The sequence below is a fragment of the Aurantiacibacter sp. D1-12 genome, assembly GCF_028858515.1.
Taxonomy (GTDB): domain Bacteria; phylum Pseudomonadota; class Alphaproteobacteria; order Sphingomonadales; family Sphingomonadaceae; genus Alteraurantiacibacter.
On record NZ_JAPJZJ010000003.1, the window covers coordinates 530,506 to 543,829 of the forward strand.

Genomic DNA, 13,324 nt, shown 5'->3' on the forward strand with positions numbered 1-13,324 from the left:
GGGTGCCGCTTCCTCCCCCGGTGAAATTCAATTTTGACTAACAGAGGTTATTGAGAAAATGGCGAAGGAAAAATTCGAGCGGAACAAGCCGCACTGCAACATCGGCACCATCGGTCACGTCGACCACGGCAAGACCACGCTGACTGCTGCAATCACCAAGGTTCAGGGTGCTGCTGTTGATTTCGGCAACATCGACAAGGCTCCGGAAGAGCGCGAGCGTGGTATCACCATCTCGACTGCTCACGTTGAGTACGAAACCGACGCACGTCACTACGCACACGTCGACTGCCCGGGTCACGCTGACTACGTGAAGAACATGATCACCGGTGCTGCCCAGATGGACGGCGCTATCCTGGTTGTGAACGCTGCTGACGGCCCGATGCCGCAGACCCGCGAGCACATCCTGCTGGCCCGTCAGGTCGGTGTGCCGGCTCTGGTCGTGTACATGAACAAGGTTGACCAGGTCGACGACGAAGAAATCCTCGAGCTCGTCGAACTGGAAGTTCGGGAACTGCTTTCGAGCTACGATTTCGACGGTGACAACATTCCGATCATCAAGGGTTCGGCTCTGGCCGCTCTCGAAGGTCGTGATCCGGAAATCGGCGAAAACTCCATCAAGGAACTGATGGCTGCCGTTGACGAGCACATCCCGCAGCCGGAGCGTCCGGTTGACCAGGCATTCCTGATGCCGATCGAAGACGTGTTCTCGATCTCGGGTCGTGGTACGGTTGTTACCGGCCGTGTTGAAACCGGCGTTGTGAACGTTGGCGACGAAGTTGAAATCGTTGGCATCAAGGACACCACCAAGACGACCGTTACCGGCGTTGAAATGTTCCGCAAGCTGCTCGATTCGGGTGAAGCTGGCGACAACATCGGTGCCCTGATCCGTGGCGTTGGCCGTGAAGAAGTCGAGCGTGGTCAGGTTCTGGCCAAGCCGGGTTCGGTTACACCGCACACCGAGTTCAGCGCAGAAGTCTACGTCCTGTCGAAGGACGAAGGCGGCCGTCACACGCCGTTCTTCGCTAACTACCGTCCGCAGTTCTACTTCCGTACGACTGACGTGACCGGCGAAGTGATTCTGCCGGAAGGCACCGAAATGGTGATGCCGGGCGACAATGTGACCATCAACGTCAAGCTGATTGCTCCGATCGCTATGGACGAAGGTCTGCGCTTCGCAATCCGTGAAGGCGGTCGTACCGTCGGCTCGGGCGTGGTCTCCAAGATCACCAAGTAATTCGTTGCCCCAACAGGGCGATGAGATGAGGGCCCGTTCTTCCTTAGGGAAGGGCGGGCCTTTGCTTTCTTGTTTAGTGCGGCCACCACGTCCGTGGCGGCCTCGGTGCCAGCCCGACTCCCCCTCCCAACCACCCGATCATTGTCCGATACGGTATCGGGTGGTTGGGAGGGGGAGTCGGGCTGGAGCCGCAAGGGAAGGGCGGACGCCCTGACCGCACCAAAAAAGCATTCAAAAATCTCCCAATCAGGGGGTTGTCAGACGGGGCTCTCCCCCGTATACGCGCGCCGAACCGAACGAGATTCGTCTCGTTTGTAACGAATTTTACGGGAAGGCCGCCCGTTCCGGGAAACCGGGCTAAGCGGGGCGGGCCTTTTTGTTTTGGGGTTTTGGCCTTCGGGTTGTGATCCCTTGGCTCTTTCGCATTGGTAGTTGGAATTATGGACGCACAGAATATCCGTATTCGCCTCAAGGCTTTTGATCACCGCGTACTCGACCAGGCAACTGGTGAGATTGCGGAGACTGCAAAGCGCACCGGCGCTCTTATTCGTGGTCCGATTCCTCTTCCGACGCGCATCGAGAAGTTCACCGTGAACCGCGGCCCGCACATCGACAAGAAGTCGCGCGAGCAGTTCGAGGTGCGCACCTACAAGCGGCTGCTCGACATTGTGCAGCCTAACGCCCAGACCGTGGACGCGCTGATGAAGCTCGACCTGGCAGCTGGCGTAAACGTCGAAATCAAGCTGGCCTAAGCCGCGATTTCGACCGGTCCTTCTGACGGGACCCTAAACGGTCAGAGAGATAAGGGGCTCCTACGGCCCCGCTAACCGCAAGGTTGGCAAGACATAGGGATACCGCCGGATTTATCCGGGCTGCGTCCCCCGTCTCGCTCTCGCAGCTTGCTGCTTGAGTAACTCAGCCCGGACGGGGCGACGTATCGACAATTCGGGCTGGCATGCACCCTTGGGATGGGCCCGTGGGTGCCTCTGTGAAGGAGTTTGCGTGATGCGCACTGGCGTGATCGCTAAGAAAGTCGGGATGACCCGCCTGTTCCAGGAGGATGGACGTCACGTTCCCGTGACCGTTCTGTCGCTGGAAGGGTGTCAGGTCACCGGTAATCGTACTGCAGAGCGTGACGGCTATTGGTCCGTCCAGCTTGGTGCAGGCGATGCCAAGCACAAGAATGTCAACAAGCCGCAGCGCGAAGCTTTCGCGAAGGCTGAAGTCGGCCTGAAGAAGAAGGTTGCCGAATTCCGTGTCGATAACGAGGAAGGTCTCCTTCCTGTCGGCGCGACGATCACGGCGGACCACTTCATTGCGGGCCAGAAGGTCGATATCACGGGTCACACCGTTGGTAAGGGCTTTGCCGGCGCCATGAAGCGCTGGGGTTTCGGTGGTCTGCGTGCAACGCACGGCGTTTCCATCTCGCACCGTTCGCACGGTTCGACGGGTAACCGCCAGGATCCGGGCAAGGTCTTCAAGAACAAGAAGATGGCTGGTCACATGGGCGATCGTCAGCGCACCCAGCAGAACCTTGAGGTTGTGCGTACGGATGCTGCGCGCGGTCTGATCTTCGTGAAGGGTTCTGTCCCCGGTTCGAAGAACGGCTGGCTGCTGGTGAAGGATGCTGTGAAGCTTCCTCTGCCTGAGGGTGTACCGTTCCCTGGCGCCATGCGTCGTAATGCTGATGAAACCGCTACCGAAGATGCCGCACCCGGCCTCGTGGAAAGCGCAGCAGAACACGAAGTGAAACCAGAAGTTGATGCAGCGACGCAGGAAAAGCTGGCTGCTGAGCAGGATTCAGGCGCGGGTACCGAAGGCGGCACTCCGGCGGCTGACGAAAGCAAGGAAGACTAAGCCATGAAGGTGAAGGTCCAGAAAATCGACGGCAAGGCCGTATCGGGCAAGGGCGGGGAGCTTGAACTCAACGATTCCGTGTTCGGTGTTGAGCCGCGTGCCGACATCTTGCACCGCGTTGTGACGTGGCAGCTGGAAAACCGCCGTGGTACGGCGCGTCCGACGCGTGAGCGTTCCGACGTTGCCCGCACCGGTAAGAAGTTCGGCGCGCAGAAGGGTTCGGGCGGCGCACGTCACGGTGCCCGTTCTGCTCCGATCTTTATCGGTGGCGGTAAGGCGCACGGTGCCCGCAAGCGTGATTTCGAGCAGTCGCTTAACAAGAAAGTCCGCGCGCTCGGCCTCAAGATGGCTCTTTCGAGCAAGGCGAAGGACGGTCTCGTGATCGTTGACAGTCTTGAAGTGAAGGATGCCAAGACCAAGGCGCTTAAAGGCCACTTCGACAAGAATGGCTGGAACGGCAAGGTTCTCGTGATCGACGGCGATGCCGTTACCGACAGCTTCAAGAAGGCTGCTGGTAACCTGCCGGGCGTGAACGTGATGCCGGCTGTTGGCGCGAACGTCTACGACATCCTCAACCACGACACGCTGGTCCTGACCAAGGACGCTGTCGAAAAGCTGGAGGCGCGTTTCAATGGCTAAGAAGCAAGCAATCGACTCGCGTCACTATGACGTGATCCGTGCCCCGCACATCACCGAGAAGTCCACACTGCTGTCCGAGAACAACGCAGTCGTCTTCAAGGTGGCGAACGATGCCACCAAGCCGCAGATCAAGGCTGCGGTCGAAGCGCTGTATGACGTGAAGGTCGCAGGCGTGAACACCATCGTGGTGAAGGGCAAGTCGAAGCGCTGGAAGGGCAAGCCCTACAAGCGCACCGATCAGAAAAAAGCGATCGTGACGCTGGTCGAAGGCCAGTCGATCGACATCACCGAAGGCGTGGGCTGATCCGATGGCACTGAAGAACTATAAACCGACAAGCCCGGCGCGCCGTGGCCTCGTTCTGGTCGACAAGACCGGCCTCCACAAAGGTGGCCCGGTCAAGTCGCTGACCGAAGGCAAGCGCAAGACCGGTGGCCGCAACAACAAGGGCCATGTTACCTCGCGCGGCAAGGGCGGCGGTAACAAGCAGAAGTACCGCTTCATCGACTTCAAGCGTCGCAAGTGGGACGTTGAAGGCACCGTGGAACGGATCGAATATGATCCCAACCGCACCGCTTTCATCGCGCTCATCAAGTACGACGACGGTGAACTGGCGTACATCATCGCTCCGAACCGTCTGGCTCCGGGTGACAAGGTCATCGCCGGTGAGAAGACTGACACGAAGCCTGGCAACGCCATGCTGCTCGGTCAGATGCCGGTCGGTACCATCTGCCACAACGTGGAGATGAAGCCGGGCAAGGGTGGTCAGATCGCCCGTTCGGCAGGCACCTATGTGCAGCTGGTCGGTCGTGACCGCGGTATGGTCATCGTACGCCTGAACAGTGGTGAGCAGCGTTACCTGCGCGCCGACTGCATGGGCACCGTTGGCGCCGTGTCGAACCCCGACAACCAGAACCAGAACCTGGGCAAGGCAGGTCGCCGCCGTCACATGGGCATCAAGCCTCTGACGCGCGGTGTCGCCAAGAACCCGGTCGACCACCCGCATGGTGGTGGTGAAGGCCGCACCAGCGGTGGCCGTCACCCGGTTACCCCGTGGGGCAAGCCGACCAAGGGTGCCCGTACCCGTAAGAACAAGCAGACCGACAAGATGATCATCCGGTCGCGTCACGCGAAGAAGAAGAGGTAAGAGACAATGGCACGTTCCGTCTGGAAAGGTCCGTTCGTCGATCTTCACCTGCTGAAGAAGGCGCAGGACGCGCAGGAAGCAAACAGCACGAAGCCGATCAAGACCTGGTCGCGTCGTTCTACGATCCTGCCGGATTTCGTTGGCCTGACGTTCAACGTCTACAACGGTCAGAAGTTCATCCCCGTCTCGGTCAACGAGGAAATGGTCGGCCACAAGCTTGGCGAGTTCGCTCCAACGCGCAACTTCCCGGGCCACGCAGCTGACAAGAAGGGTAAGCGATAATGGGCAAGGCAAAGTCCCCCCGTCGCGTCGGCGAAAACGAGGCAATGGCTGTCGGCACCACTATCCGTGGTTCGGCGCAGAAGCTGAACCTCGTGGCCGCCCTGATCCGTGGCAAGAAGGCTGAAGAGGCTCTTAACATCCTCTCGTTCAGCAAGCGCGCCATGGCTCGTGACGCCAGCAAGGTTCTCGCTTCGGCGATCGCCAACGCAGAAAACAACCACGATCTCGACGTGGACGCACTCGTCGTCGCTGAAGCCAGTGTCGGCAAGTCGATCACGATGAAGCGGTTCGCAACGCGCGGCCGTGGCAAGTCCACCCGCATCCTGAAGCCGTTCAGCCGGCTCCGGATCGTCGTGCGCGAGCAGGAGGAAGCGTAATGGGTCATAAGAGCAATCCGATTGGCCTGCGCCTGCAGATCAACCGTACCTGGGATAGCCGCTGGTACGCCGAAGGTGGCGACTATGCGAAGCTGCTCAAGGAAGACATCGAGATCCGCAAGTACATCACCACGAACCTGCCGCAGGCAGCGATTTCGAAGGTGGTGATCGAGCGTCCGGCCAAGCTGTGCCGCGTTTCGATCTATGCTGCGCGTCCCGGCGTCATCATCGGCAAGAAGGGTGCAGACATTGAAAAGCTGCGCGCCAAGCTCGCCACGATGACCGAAAGCGAAGTGAAGCTGAACATCGTTGAGATCCGCAAGCCGGAAATCGACGCCAAGCTCGTCGCTCAGGGCATTGCAGACCAGCTCGTTCGCCGTGTGGCTTTCCGCCGTGCGATGAAGCGCGCCATGCAGTCGGCCATGCGCCTTGGTGCTGAAGGCATCAAGATCATGTGCGGCGGCCGTCTTGGCGGTGCGGAAATCGCCCGTGTCGAACAGTATCGTGAAGGCCGTGTGCCGCTGCACACCCTGCGCGCCAACATCGATTATGCCGAAGCCGAAGCACTGACTGCTTACGGCATCATCGGCATCAAGGTGTGGGTCTTCAAAGGTGAGATCCTGGGTCACGATCCGACCGCACAGGACCGCCTGATGATGGAATCGCAGACGTCCGGCGTCCGCCCGGCACGTTGAGGTGAGTAGATAAGATGCTGCAACCGAAAAAAACCAAGTTCCGCAAAGCCTTCAAGGGCAAGATCCACGGCAATGCCAAGGGCGGAACCGAGCTCAACTTTGGCTCCTACGGCCTCAAGGCTCTGGAGCCCGAGCGTATCACCGCACGTCAGATCGAAGCTGCACGTCGTGCGATCACGCGCCACATCAAGCGTCAGGGACGCCTGTGGATCCGTGTGTTCCCCGATGTTCCGGTTTCGAAGAAGCCTGCCGAAGTCCGTCAGGGTAAAGGTAAGGGTTCGGTCGAATACTGGGCTGCCCGCGTCAAGCCGGGCCGCGTGCTGTTCGAACTCGACGGTGTTCCCGGTCCGCTCGCGGCAGAGGCTTTCAGCCGCGCTGCCATGAAGCTGCCGATCAAGACCAAGGTCATCGCTCGTCTGGGCGACACCTCGCACCTTGGAGGAACCAAGTAATGGCCAAGACAACGAACACGATGGAAGATCTTCGTACGAAGACTGACGATCAGCTCGCAGAGCAGCTCGTCATGCTCAAGAAAGAGCAGTTCAATCTGCGTTTTCAGGCTGCGACCAACCAGCTCGAGGGCCCGGCCCGCGTGAAGGAAGTTCGCCGCGCAATTGCGCAGATCAAGACGCTTCAGGGCGAACGCGCCCGCGAAGCTGCAAAGGCTTAAGGAGCTAACGATGCCGAAGCGTATCCTGATCGGGACCGTCACCTCCGACAAGACCGACAAGACCGTGACCGTGCTGGTCGAACGCCGCGTGAAGCACCCGCTGTACGGGAAGATCATCAAGCGTTCGAAGAAGTATCACGCGCACGATGAGAAGAACGAATATGTTGTGGGCGACAAGGTCCGTATCGAGGAGACCAAACCGATCTCCAAGACCAAGACCTGGGCGGTCAAGGACCGTATCGCCGCCAGCAAGGGCCAGGCCGTAGCCGCCGATCTCGATGTGAAGGAAGCAACCCCCACGGGCGCTCCGGAAGAGAAGAAGAAGGCAGCTGCCAAGCCCAAGACGCCCGCTAAGGAAAAAGCCTCCAAGGAAGAGGCCGAAGCCGAAGCATAAGGAATTCGTTTCCCGCTTCGGTGGGGAACAGACGTTAGGAACTGCCGGACTGGTTCCGGCAAGCCAATGAGAAGGAACCGGATCAATGATCCAGATGCAATCCAATCTCGACGTCGCGGACAACAGCGGCGCAAAGCGCGTCCAGTGCATCAAAGTGCTGGGTGGCTCTAAGCGTCGTACCGCGAGCGTTGGGGACGTGATCGTGGTTTCCGTGAAGGAAGCCCAGCCGCGCGCCCGTGTTAAGAAGGGTGATGTTCACCGCGCCGTGATCGTGCGCACCAAGAAGGACGTTCGTCGTCCCGATGGCAGCGTGATCCGCTTCGATAGCAACGCCGCGGTGCTCGTGAACAAGACCGAGGAGCCGATTGGCACTCGTATCTTTGGCCCGGTCGTGCGTGAACTGCGCGGCAAGGGCTTCATGAAGATCATCTCGCTCGCTCCGGAGGTGCTGTAATGGCGTCCGCTAAGATCAAGAAGGGCGATACCGTCGTCGTGCTTTCCGGCAAGGACAAGGGCCAGACCGGCACTGTCCAGCAGGTTATGCCGAAGGATGGCAAGGTTGTTGTGGAAGGCGTCAATGTGATGACCCGCCACCGCAAGCCGAACCAGGCCAACCCGCAGGGTGGTATCGACCGCATTCCCGCTCCGATGGCAATCAGCAAGGTTGCCGTCGCCGATCCCAAGGATGGCAAGCCCACCCGCGTCCGCTTCGAAACGAAGAAGGATGGCAAGAAGGTGCGCGTTGCTGTCAAGTCCGGGGAGACCATCGATGGCTGATTATACGCCTCGCATGAAGACGAAGTATCAGGACGAAATCGTGAAGGCGATGACCGACAAGTTCGGTTATGCCAACCCGATGCAGGTTCCCAAGCTTGCCAAGATCACGCTCAACATGGGTGTGGGTGAAGCGAGCCAGGACAAGAAGAAGATCCAGACTGCTGCTGCCGAAATGGAAGCGATTGCTGGCCAGAAGCCGGTGATCACCAAGGCCAAGAAGTCGATTGCACAGTTCAAGCTGCGCGACGGCATGCCGATCGGCTGCAAGGTCAACCTGCGTCGTGACCGTATGTATGAATTCCTGGATCGCCTGGTGACCATCGCCATGCCGCGTATCCGAGATTTCCGTGGTCTCAATGCAAAGTCGTTTGATGGCAATGGCAACTACGCCATGGGCATCAAGGAGCAGATCATCTTCCCAGAGATCAGCTACGACCAGATCGAAAAGGTGCGTGGCATGGACATTATCGTCACCACCACCGCCAAGACCGACGAAGAAGCACGCGAACTGCTGCGTCTTTTCGGTTTCCCGTTCCCGGCTGAACAGGCCGACGAAGAAAAGGAAGCGGCGTAAGCCGCTGCAGGAGAGCTTAAGTCCAATGGCGAAACTGAGTTCCATCAACAAGAACGAGAAGCGTAAGGCTCTCGTCAAGAAGTACGCGGCGAAATACGCCAAGCTGAAGGCTATCGCAGACGATGAATCGCTCGACGATTCTGAGCGTCTGATTGCACGCCTGAAGATGGCTGAACTTCCCCGCAATGCGAACCCCACGCGTGTTCGCAACCGCTGCAACACCACCGGCCGCCCGCGCGGCTACTACCGCAAGTTCGGGCTTAACCGCATCGAGCTCCGCGATCTGGCCAACAAGGGCCTGATCCCGGGTGTGACCAAGTCGAGCTGGTGAGGAATTAGACAATGGCTATGACCGATCCCCTGGGTGATATGCTCACCCGCATCCGCAACGGCCAGCAGGCTAAGAAGGACTCTGTCCTCTCGCCCGCCAGCAAGCTGCGTGCAAACGTTCTCGAAGTGCTTCAGCGCGAAGGCTACATCCGTGGCTACAGCGAAGACTCTTCGGGCAAGCACCCCGCACTGCGGATTGAACTGAAGTATTTCGAGGGCGAGCCCGCTATCAAGCACATCGCCCGCGTCTCCAAGCCGGGTCGCCGGATCTACTCGGGTTCGAAAGAACTTCCGACTGTCCGCAATGGCCTTGGCATCACCATCGTCTCGACGCCCAAGGGCGTGCTCTCGGACATCGAAGCGCGCAACGACAACGTCGGCGGCGAAGTGCTGGCGGAGGTGTTCTGATGAGCCGCATTGGCAAAAAGCCGGTGGTGCTCCCCGCAGGAGTGACCGCCAAGATCGAAGACGGCAAGCTGATCGTGAAGGGCGCCAAGGGCGAGCTTTCGATGAGCACTTCCGACCTCATCGACTACAAGGTCGAAGAAGGTGAAGTTTCCGTCAACCCGGCGAACAAGACCAAGCAGGCGCGCCAGTACTGGGGCATGCAGCGTACGCTCGTGCAGAACCTGGTCGACGGTGTGACCGAAGGCTTCACCAAGGTCCTCGAGATCAACGGTGTTGGTTATCGTGCACAGGCCCAGGGCAAGAAGCTCAAGCTCCAGCTTGGTTTCTCGCACGACATCGATCTCGATGTTCCTGAAGGTCTGGATGTGAAGACGCCCGATCAGACTACGGTCGAGATTTCGGGCATCGACAAGCAGAAGGTCGGGCAGTTCGCTGCCGAGATCCGCGAATGGCGCAAGCCTGAGCCTTACAAAGGCAAGGGCGTGAAGTATCGCGGCGAATATATCTTCCGCAAGGAAGGGAAGAAGAAGTAAGATGGCAAAGCTTTCTCTTTTTGAACGTCGCCGCCGCCGGGTGCGCACCGCGCTCCGCAAGCGTGCCGGTGGCAAGCCGCGTCTGTCGGTGCACCGCACTGGTCAGCACATCTACGCGCAGATCATTGACGACAAGGACGGCCGCACCGTCGCAGCAGCGTCTACGCTGGGCGGCAAGAAGTCGGGCGCCAATGTCGATGCTGCCACGCAGGTGGGCAAGGACATTGCCGCTGCCGCCAAGAAGGCCGGCGTGAAGACTGTCGTGTTCGATCGCGGCGGGTTCCTGTTCCATGGCCGCGTTAAGGCGCTGGCCGATGCCGCTCGTGAAGGCGGGCTGGAGTTCTAAGATGGCTGACAAGAAGAAAACCGAAAAGGCCCCGGAAACCACTGAGGCCGAAACCAAGGTTGAAGAAACCAAGGCGGAAGCTGTGACCGAAACGCCGGAAGCTGCTGCTCCTGAAGCAGAGGCCAAGGTTGAAGAAGTTGCCGAGGCGGCTCCTGCTGAAGCCGCTCCGGCCAAGGCTGAAGCTGCTCCGGCAGAAGAAAAGCCTCGGGGCCGTGGTGGTCGCGGTGGACGTGATGACAACCGTGGCGGTGGCCGCGGTCGTGGTCGTGGCCGTCGTGATGATCGCCGCGGTGATGATGATGGCGAAGAGCTGATTGAAAAGCTCGTCCACATCAACCGCGTCGCCAAGGTGGTGAAGGGCGGTAAGCGCTTCGGTTTCGCCGCACTGGTTGTGGTTGGTGACGGCAAGGGCCGCGTTGGCTTCGGCCACGGCAAGGCTCGCGAAGTGCCGGAAGCCATCAACAAGGCAACCGCTGCCGCGAAGAAGAAGATGATCCGCGTTCCGCTGAAGGAAGGCCGCACGCTGCACCACGATGGCACCGGCCATTTCGGCGCAGGCCGCGTGGTCGTTCGCTCGGCGCCTCCGGGTACCGGTATCATCGCCGGTGGTCCGATGCGTGCCGTGTTCGAAGCGCTCGGCGTTGCCGACGTTGTGACCAAGTCGGTCGGCACCTCGAACCCCTACAACATGATCCGCGCCACGTTTGATGGCCTGGGCAACCAGTCTTCTCCGAAGGCCGTTGCACAGCGTCGCGGCAAGAAGGTTGCAGACCTTCTCGGCCGTGGTGGCGCGAGCGAAGCCGAGGCCAAAGCCGACGCTGAAGCTATTGCGGAGTAATCCAGATGGCTGCCAAGAAAACAATCAAGATCAAGCAGATCGGTTCGCCGATCCGTCGTCCTGCCAACCAGCGCAAGATCCTGATCGGCCTCGGGCTGAACAAGATGCACAAGGTTGTCGAACTGCAGGACACCCCCGAAGTGCGCGGTGCCATCAAGAAGGTGCCGCACATGGTTGAGATCGTCGAAGGATAACCCTTCGGCGGCTCTGCCAGCGCGAAAACAGCGAAAGCGAGTGCAAATTATGAAACTGAATGACATCCGTGACAATGAAGGTGCTCGCAAGGGCCGTATCCGCGTCGGACGCGGCATCGGTTCGGGCAAGGGTAAGACCGGCGGTCGCGGCCAGAAGGGCCAGAAGAGCCGTTCGGGCGTAGCCATCAAGGGCTTTGAAGGCGGCCAGATGCCGCTGCACATGCGCCTGCCGAAGCGTGGCTTCAACAACCCGTTTGGCAAGGACTATGCCGAGGTCAACCTTGGCACCGTGCAGAAGCTTGTCGATGACAAGAAGCTCGACGCCAAGAAGGACATCGATCACGCCGCGCTGAAGGCTGCCGGCGTTGCCCGCGGTGGCAAGGACGGCGTGCGTCTTCTCGGCAAGGGTGAAATCAAGTCAAAGCTGACCTTCAAGGTTGCCGGCGCCTCCAAGGCGGCTGTTGCAGCCGTTGAAAAGGCTGGCGGCAAGGTCGAACAGACCGCTGCCAAGAAGGAAAAGGCTTCGGCTGAATAAATTTTTAGGGCGCGCGGGTTCGACATCGGGCTCGCGCGTCCCTATCTAGCCTTCCTGAGCCGGGAGGGACCGGCGTTCTGACCTGGATCTGAAAGATTTCTCATGGCTTCACGCGCCGATAATATCGCAAGCTCACTTAGCTTCGCCAACTTCTCCAAGGCGACCGAACTCAAGCAGCGCATCTGGTTCACCATTGGTGCGCTGATTGTGTTCCGTTTCCTCAGCTTTGTGCCGCTGCCCGGTGTTAACCCGGCCGCGCTGGCAGAGCTATACTCGCAGCAGGAACTCGGCGGCGGCATCATCGGCATGTTCAACATGTTCTCCGGTGGTTCGCTGGAGCGCATGAGCCTGATCGCGCTGGGCGTGATGCCGTACATTACGGCCTCTATCGTCGTGCAGCTCGCTTCTTCGCTTCATCCGAGCCTGATGGCGCTGAAGAAGGAAGGCGAGGCTGGCCGCAAGAAGCTGAACCAGTATACGCGTTACGGCACAGTGTTCCTTTGCGCGATCCAGGGCTGGTTCCTGGCGTCGGGTCTGGAAGCATTCGGCGCACAGGCAGGCATCCAGCCTGTTGTTGATCCGGGCATGATGTTCAAGGTCGTGGCCGTCATCAACCTGATCGGTGGCACCATGTTCCTGCTGTGGTTGGGTGAACAGATTACCGCGCGCGGCATTGGTAACGGTGTTTCGCTGATCATCATGGCGGGCATTGTCGCCCAGTTCCCGACCTTTACTGCGCAGTTGTTCGAAGGCGGCCGTTCGGGCTCTATCAGCAGCGCGCTGATCGCCTTCCTGGTCATCATGATCATTGCGCTGATTCTGGTCATCTGCTTCTTCGAGCGTGCCCAGCGCCGTTTGCTGATCCAGTATCCCAAGCGCGCGACGCAGCGCGGTGGTATGCAGGCAGACCGTTCGCACCTGCCGCTGAAGCTCAACACCGCTGGTGTGATCCCGCCGATCTTCGCCAGTTCGCTGCTGCTGCTGCCGCTGACGATCACGCAGTTTGCGGGTAACTCGATCGATACGACGAGTGCCAGTGGTAGCGTGATCCAGACGCTCAACCAATATCTGCAGCACGGGCAGCCGCTCTACATGCTGCTGTACGGCGTCGGCATCATGTTCTTCTGCTTCTTCTACACCGCTGTGGTCTTCAATCCGGAAGACACGGCTGACAACCTGAAGAAGCAGGGTGGCTTTATTCCGGGTATCCGTCCAGGCAAGCGGACCGCCGACTATCTCGACTATGTGCTGAGCCGCATTACCGTGGTCGGCGCGATCTACCTGACTGCTGTCTGTGTGGTTCCCGAATACTTCATCGCATCCAACGGCCTCCCGCTGCTTCTCGGCGGTACCAGCCTGCTGATTACGGTGAACGTGACGGTGGATACGATCAGCCAGATCCAGTCGCACCTGCTTGCCCACCAGTATGGTGATCTTATCAAGAAGGCGAAGTTGAAGGGCCGGATGCGCTAAGCTAGCGTCGGCGACTTCAGGCT

At 59.5% G+C, this 13,324-nt stretch carries 22 protein-coding genes and 1 pseudogene; all 23 read left to right on the top strand.

Going from position 1 to position 13,324, the window contains the following annotated elements; genetic code table 11:
• Nucleotides 1-58: 58 nt before the first annotated feature.
• Entirely contained in the window at nucleotides 59-1,234 is a 1,176-nt protein-coding gene (gene tuf, locus OOZ52_RS09570) for an elongation factor Tu (protein WP_274698284.1), read from the top strand.
• A 440-nt stretch (nucleotides 1,235-1,674) separates the two neighbouring features.
• The gene (gene rpsJ, locus OOZ52_RS09575; RefSeq protein WP_274698285.1) at nucleotides 1,675-1,986 is read left to right on the top strand and encodes a 30S ribosomal protein S10; all 312 of its coding nucleotides are present in this window, start codon (nucleotides 1,675-1,677) and stop codon (nucleotides 1,984-1,986) included.
• A gap of 253 nt (nucleotides 1,987-2,239) precedes the next feature.
• Nucleotides 2,240-3,091, top strand: coding sequence for a 50S ribosomal protein L3 (gene rplC / locus OOZ52_RS09580; RefSeq protein ID WP_274698346.1), 852 nt, complete (start codon nucleotides 2,240-2,242; stop codon nucleotides 3,089-3,091).
• Nucleotides 3,092-3,094: 3 nt separating this feature from the next.
• Nucleotides 3,095-3,730: a 50S ribosomal protein L4 gene (rplD, locus tag OOZ52_RS09585; protein ID WP_274698286.1), complete on the top strand. Its 636-nt coding sequence runs from the start codon at nucleotides 3,095-3,097 to the stop codon at nucleotides 3,728-3,730.
• Nucleotides 3,723-4,034, top strand: a complete 312-nt coding sequence (locus OOZ52_RS09590) for a 50S ribosomal protein L23 (RefSeq protein ID WP_274698287.1) — start codon at nucleotides 3,723-3,725, stop codon at nucleotides 4,032-4,034. Before rplD ends, OOZ52_RS09590 begins: the two co-directional genes overlap by 8 nt.
• Nucleotides 4,035-4,038: 4 nt before the next feature.
• The gene (gene rplB / locus OOZ52_RS09595) at nucleotides 4,039-4,875 is read left to right on the top strand and encodes a 50S ribosomal protein L2 (protein ID WP_274698288.1); all 837 of its coding nucleotides are present in this window, start codon (nucleotides 4,039-4,041) and stop codon (nucleotides 4,873-4,875) included.
• Between the two features lie 6 nt (nucleotides 4,876-4,881).
• Nucleotides 4,882-5,157 carry a 30S ribosomal protein S19 gene (gene rpsS, locus OOZ52_RS09600; RefSeq protein WP_274698289.1) on the top strand — a complete coding sequence of 92 codons (276 nt, stop codon included), beginning with the start codon at nucleotides 4,882-4,884 and terminating at the stop codon, nucleotides 5,155-5,157.
• Nucleotides 5,157-5,534: a 50S ribosomal protein L22 gene (gene rplV / locus OOZ52_RS09605; protein WP_197920906.1), complete on the top strand. Its 378-nt coding sequence runs from the start codon at nucleotides 5,157-5,159 to the stop codon at nucleotides 5,532-5,534. The genes rpsS and rplV overlap by 1 nt, the downstream gene beginning before the upstream one ends.
• On the top strand, nucleotides 5,534-6,229 hold the full coding sequence (gene rpsC, locus OOZ52_RS09610) for a 30S ribosomal protein S3 (protein ID WP_274698290.1): 696 nt from the start codon (nucleotides 5,534-5,536) through the stop codon (nucleotides 6,227-6,229). The genes rplV and rpsC overlap by 1 nt, the downstream gene beginning before the upstream one ends.
• Before the next feature lie 14 nt (nucleotides 6,230-6,243).
• Nucleotides 6,244-6,681: a 50S ribosomal protein L16 gene (gene rplP, locus OOZ52_RS09615; protein WP_274698291.1), complete on the top strand. Its 438-nt coding sequence runs from the start codon at nucleotides 6,244-6,246 to the stop codon at nucleotides 6,679-6,681.
• Nucleotides 6,681-6,899, top strand: coding sequence for a 50S ribosomal protein L29 (gene rpmC, locus OOZ52_RS09620; RefSeq protein ID WP_274698292.1), 219 nt, complete (start codon nucleotides 6,681-6,683; stop codon nucleotides 6,897-6,899). Before rplP ends, rpmC begins: the two co-directional genes overlap by 1 nt.
• Before the next feature lie 10 nt (nucleotides 6,900-6,909).
• A pseudogene (gene rpsQ, locus OOZ52_RS09625) lies at nucleotides 6,910-7,191 on the top strand (30S ribosomal protein S17); the annotation flags it as partial.
• A 187-nt stretch (nucleotides 7,192-7,378) separates the two neighbouring features.
• Nucleotides 7,379-7,747 carry a 50S ribosomal protein L14 gene (rplN, locus tag OOZ52_RS09630; RefSeq protein WP_274698293.1) on the top strand — a complete coding sequence of 123 codons (369 nt, stop codon included), beginning with the start codon at nucleotides 7,379-7,381 and terminating at the stop codon, nucleotides 7,745-7,747.
• A complete protein-coding gene (gene rplX / locus OOZ52_RS09635; RefSeq protein ID WP_274698294.1) occupies nucleotides 7,747-8,070 on the top strand; it encodes a 50S ribosomal protein L24 in 324 nt (107 codons plus the stop codon). Before rplN ends, rplX begins: the two co-directional genes overlap by 1 nt.
• Nucleotides 8,063-8,644: a 50S ribosomal protein L5 gene (gene rplE / locus OOZ52_RS09640; protein WP_274698295.1), complete on the top strand. Its 582-nt coding sequence runs from the start codon at nucleotides 8,063-8,065 to the stop codon at nucleotides 8,642-8,644. The genes rplX and rplE overlap by 8 nt, the downstream gene beginning before the upstream one ends.
• Nucleotides 8,645-8,669: 25 nt before the next feature.
• The gene (gene rpsN, locus OOZ52_RS09645) at nucleotides 8,670-8,975 is read left to right on the top strand and encodes a 30S ribosomal protein S14 (RefSeq protein ID WP_274698296.1); all 306 of its coding nucleotides are present in this window, start codon (nucleotides 8,670-8,672) and stop codon (nucleotides 8,973-8,975) included.
• A gap of 11 nt (nucleotides 8,976-8,986) precedes the next feature.
• Entirely contained in the window at nucleotides 8,987-9,382 is a 396-nt protein-coding gene (gene rpsH, locus OOZ52_RS09650) for a 30S ribosomal protein S8 (protein WP_274698297.1), read from the top strand.
• Nucleotides 9,382-9,915 (top strand): 50S ribosomal protein L6, encoded by a 534-nt coding sequence (gene rplF / locus OOZ52_RS09655; protein WP_274698298.1) that lies wholly within the window; start codon nucleotides 9,382-9,384, stop codon nucleotides 9,913-9,915. Before rpsH ends, rplF begins: the two co-directional genes overlap by 1 nt.
• Before the next feature lies 1 nt (nucleotide 9,916).
• Nucleotides 9,917-10,261, top strand: a complete 345-nt coding sequence (gene rplR, locus OOZ52_RS09660) for a 50S ribosomal protein L18 (RefSeq protein WP_274698299.1) — start codon at nucleotides 9,917-9,919, stop codon at nucleotides 10,259-10,261.
• Between the two features lies 1 nt (nucleotide 10,262).
• Nucleotides 10,263-11,099 (top strand): 30S ribosomal protein S5, encoded by an 837-nt coding sequence (rpsE, locus tag OOZ52_RS09665; RefSeq protein ID WP_274698300.1) that lies wholly within the window; start codon nucleotides 10,263-10,265, stop codon nucleotides 11,097-11,099.
• A gap of 5 nt (nucleotides 11,100-11,104) precedes the next feature.
• Complete coding sequence (gene rpmD, locus OOZ52_RS09670; RefSeq protein WP_274698301.1) at nucleotides 11,105-11,293, top strand: 50S ribosomal protein L30; 189 nt, start codon at nucleotides 11,105-11,107, stop codon at nucleotides 11,291-11,293.
• A 49-nt stretch (nucleotides 11,294-11,342) separates the two neighbouring features.
• The gene (gene rplO / locus OOZ52_RS09675) at nucleotides 11,343-11,828 is read left to right on the top strand and encodes a 50S ribosomal protein L15 (RefSeq protein WP_274698302.1); all 486 of its coding nucleotides are present in this window, start codon (nucleotides 11,343-11,345) and stop codon (nucleotides 11,826-11,828) included.
• Between the two features lie 102 nt (nucleotides 11,829-11,930).
• Nucleotides 11,931-13,301: a preprotein translocase subunit SecY gene (gene secY, locus OOZ52_RS09680; RefSeq protein WP_274698303.1), complete on the top strand. Its 1,371-nt coding sequence runs from the start codon at nucleotides 11,931-11,933 to the stop codon at nucleotides 13,299-13,301.
• Nucleotides 13,302-13,324: the final 23 nt, after the last annotated feature.

Bases quoted from the DNA above. Each gene is read 5' to 3' on its own strand.
- rpsN (WP_274698296.1), top strand. From the start codon at position 8,670: ATGGCGAAACTGAGTTCCATCAACAAGAACGAGAAGCGTAAGGCTCTC.
- rpmD (WP_274698301.1), top strand. From the start codon at position 11,105: ATGGCTGCCAAGAAAACAATCAAGATCAAGCAGATCGGTTCGCCGATC.
- rpmC (WP_274698292.1), top strand. From the start codon at position 6,681: ATGGCCAAGACAACGAACACGATGGAAGATCTTCGTACGAAGACTGAC.
- rpsC (WP_274698290.1), top strand. From the start codon at position 5,534: ATGGGTCATAAGAGCAATCCGATTGGCCTGCGCCTGCAGATCAACCGT.
- rplE (WP_274698295.1), top strand. From the start codon at position 8,063: ATGGCTGATTATACGCCTCGCATGAAGACGAAGTATCAGGACGAAATC.
- rplP (WP_274698291.1), top strand. From the start codon at position 6,244: ATGCTGCAACCGAAAAAAACCAAGTTCCGCAAAGCCTTCAAGGGCAAG.
- rplD (WP_274698286.1), top strand. From the start codon at position 3,095: ATGAAGGTGAAGGTCCAGAAAATCGACGGCAAGGCCGTATCGGGCAAG.
- secY (WP_274698303.1), top strand. From the start codon at position 11,931: ATGGCTTCACGCGCCGATAATATCGCAAGCTCACTTAGCTTCGCCAAC.
- rplN (WP_274698293.1), top strand. From the start codon at position 7,379: ATGATCCAGATGCAATCCAATCTCGACGTCGCGGACAACAGCGGCGCA.
- rplB (WP_274698288.1), top strand. From the start codon at position 4,039: ATGGCACTGAAGAACTATAAACCGACAAGCCCGGCGCGCCGTGGCCTC.
- rplC (WP_274698346.1), top strand. From the start codon at position 2,240: ATGCGCACTGGCGTGATCGCTAAGAAAGTCGGGATGACCCGCCTGTTC.
- tuf (WP_274698284.1), top strand. From the start codon at position 59: ATGGCGAAGGAAAAATTCGAGCGGAACAAGCCGCACTGCAACATCGGC.
- rplX (WP_274698294.1), top strand. From the start codon at position 7,747: ATGGCGTCCGCTAAGATCAAGAAGGGCGATACCGTCGTCGTGCTTTCC.
- rplO (WP_274698302.1), top strand. From the start codon at position 11,343: ATGAAACTGAATGACATCCGTGACAATGAAGGTGCTCGCAAGGGCCGT.
- rpsH (WP_274698297.1), top strand. From the start codon at position 8,987: ATGGCTATGACCGATCCCCTGGGTGATATGCTCACCCGCATCCGCAAC.
- rpsS (WP_274698289.1), top strand. From the start codon at position 4,882: ATGGCACGTTCCGTCTGGAAAGGTCCGTTCGTCGATCTTCACCTGCTG.
- rplF (WP_274698298.1), top strand. From the start codon at position 9,382: ATGAGCCGCATTGGCAAAAAGCCGGTGGTGCTCCCCGCAGGAGTGACC.
- rplR (WP_274698299.1), top strand. From the start codon at position 9,917: ATGGCAAAGCTTTCTCTTTTTGAACGTCGCCGCCGCCGGGTGCGCACC.
- rpsJ (WP_274698285.1), top strand. From the start codon at position 1,675: ATGGACGCACAGAATATCCGTATTCGCCTCAAGGCTTTTGATCACCGC.
- OOZ52_RS09590 (WP_274698287.1), top strand. From the start codon at position 3,723: ATGGCTAAGAAGCAAGCAATCGACTCGCGTCACTATGACGTGATCCGT.
- rplV (WP_197920906.1), top strand. From the start codon at position 5,157: ATGGGCAAGGCAAAGTCCCCCCGTCGCGTCGGCGAAAACGAGGCAATG.
- rpsE (WP_274698300.1), top strand. From the start codon at position 10,263: ATGGCTGACAAGAAGAAAACCGAAAAGGCCCCGGAAACCACTGAGGCC.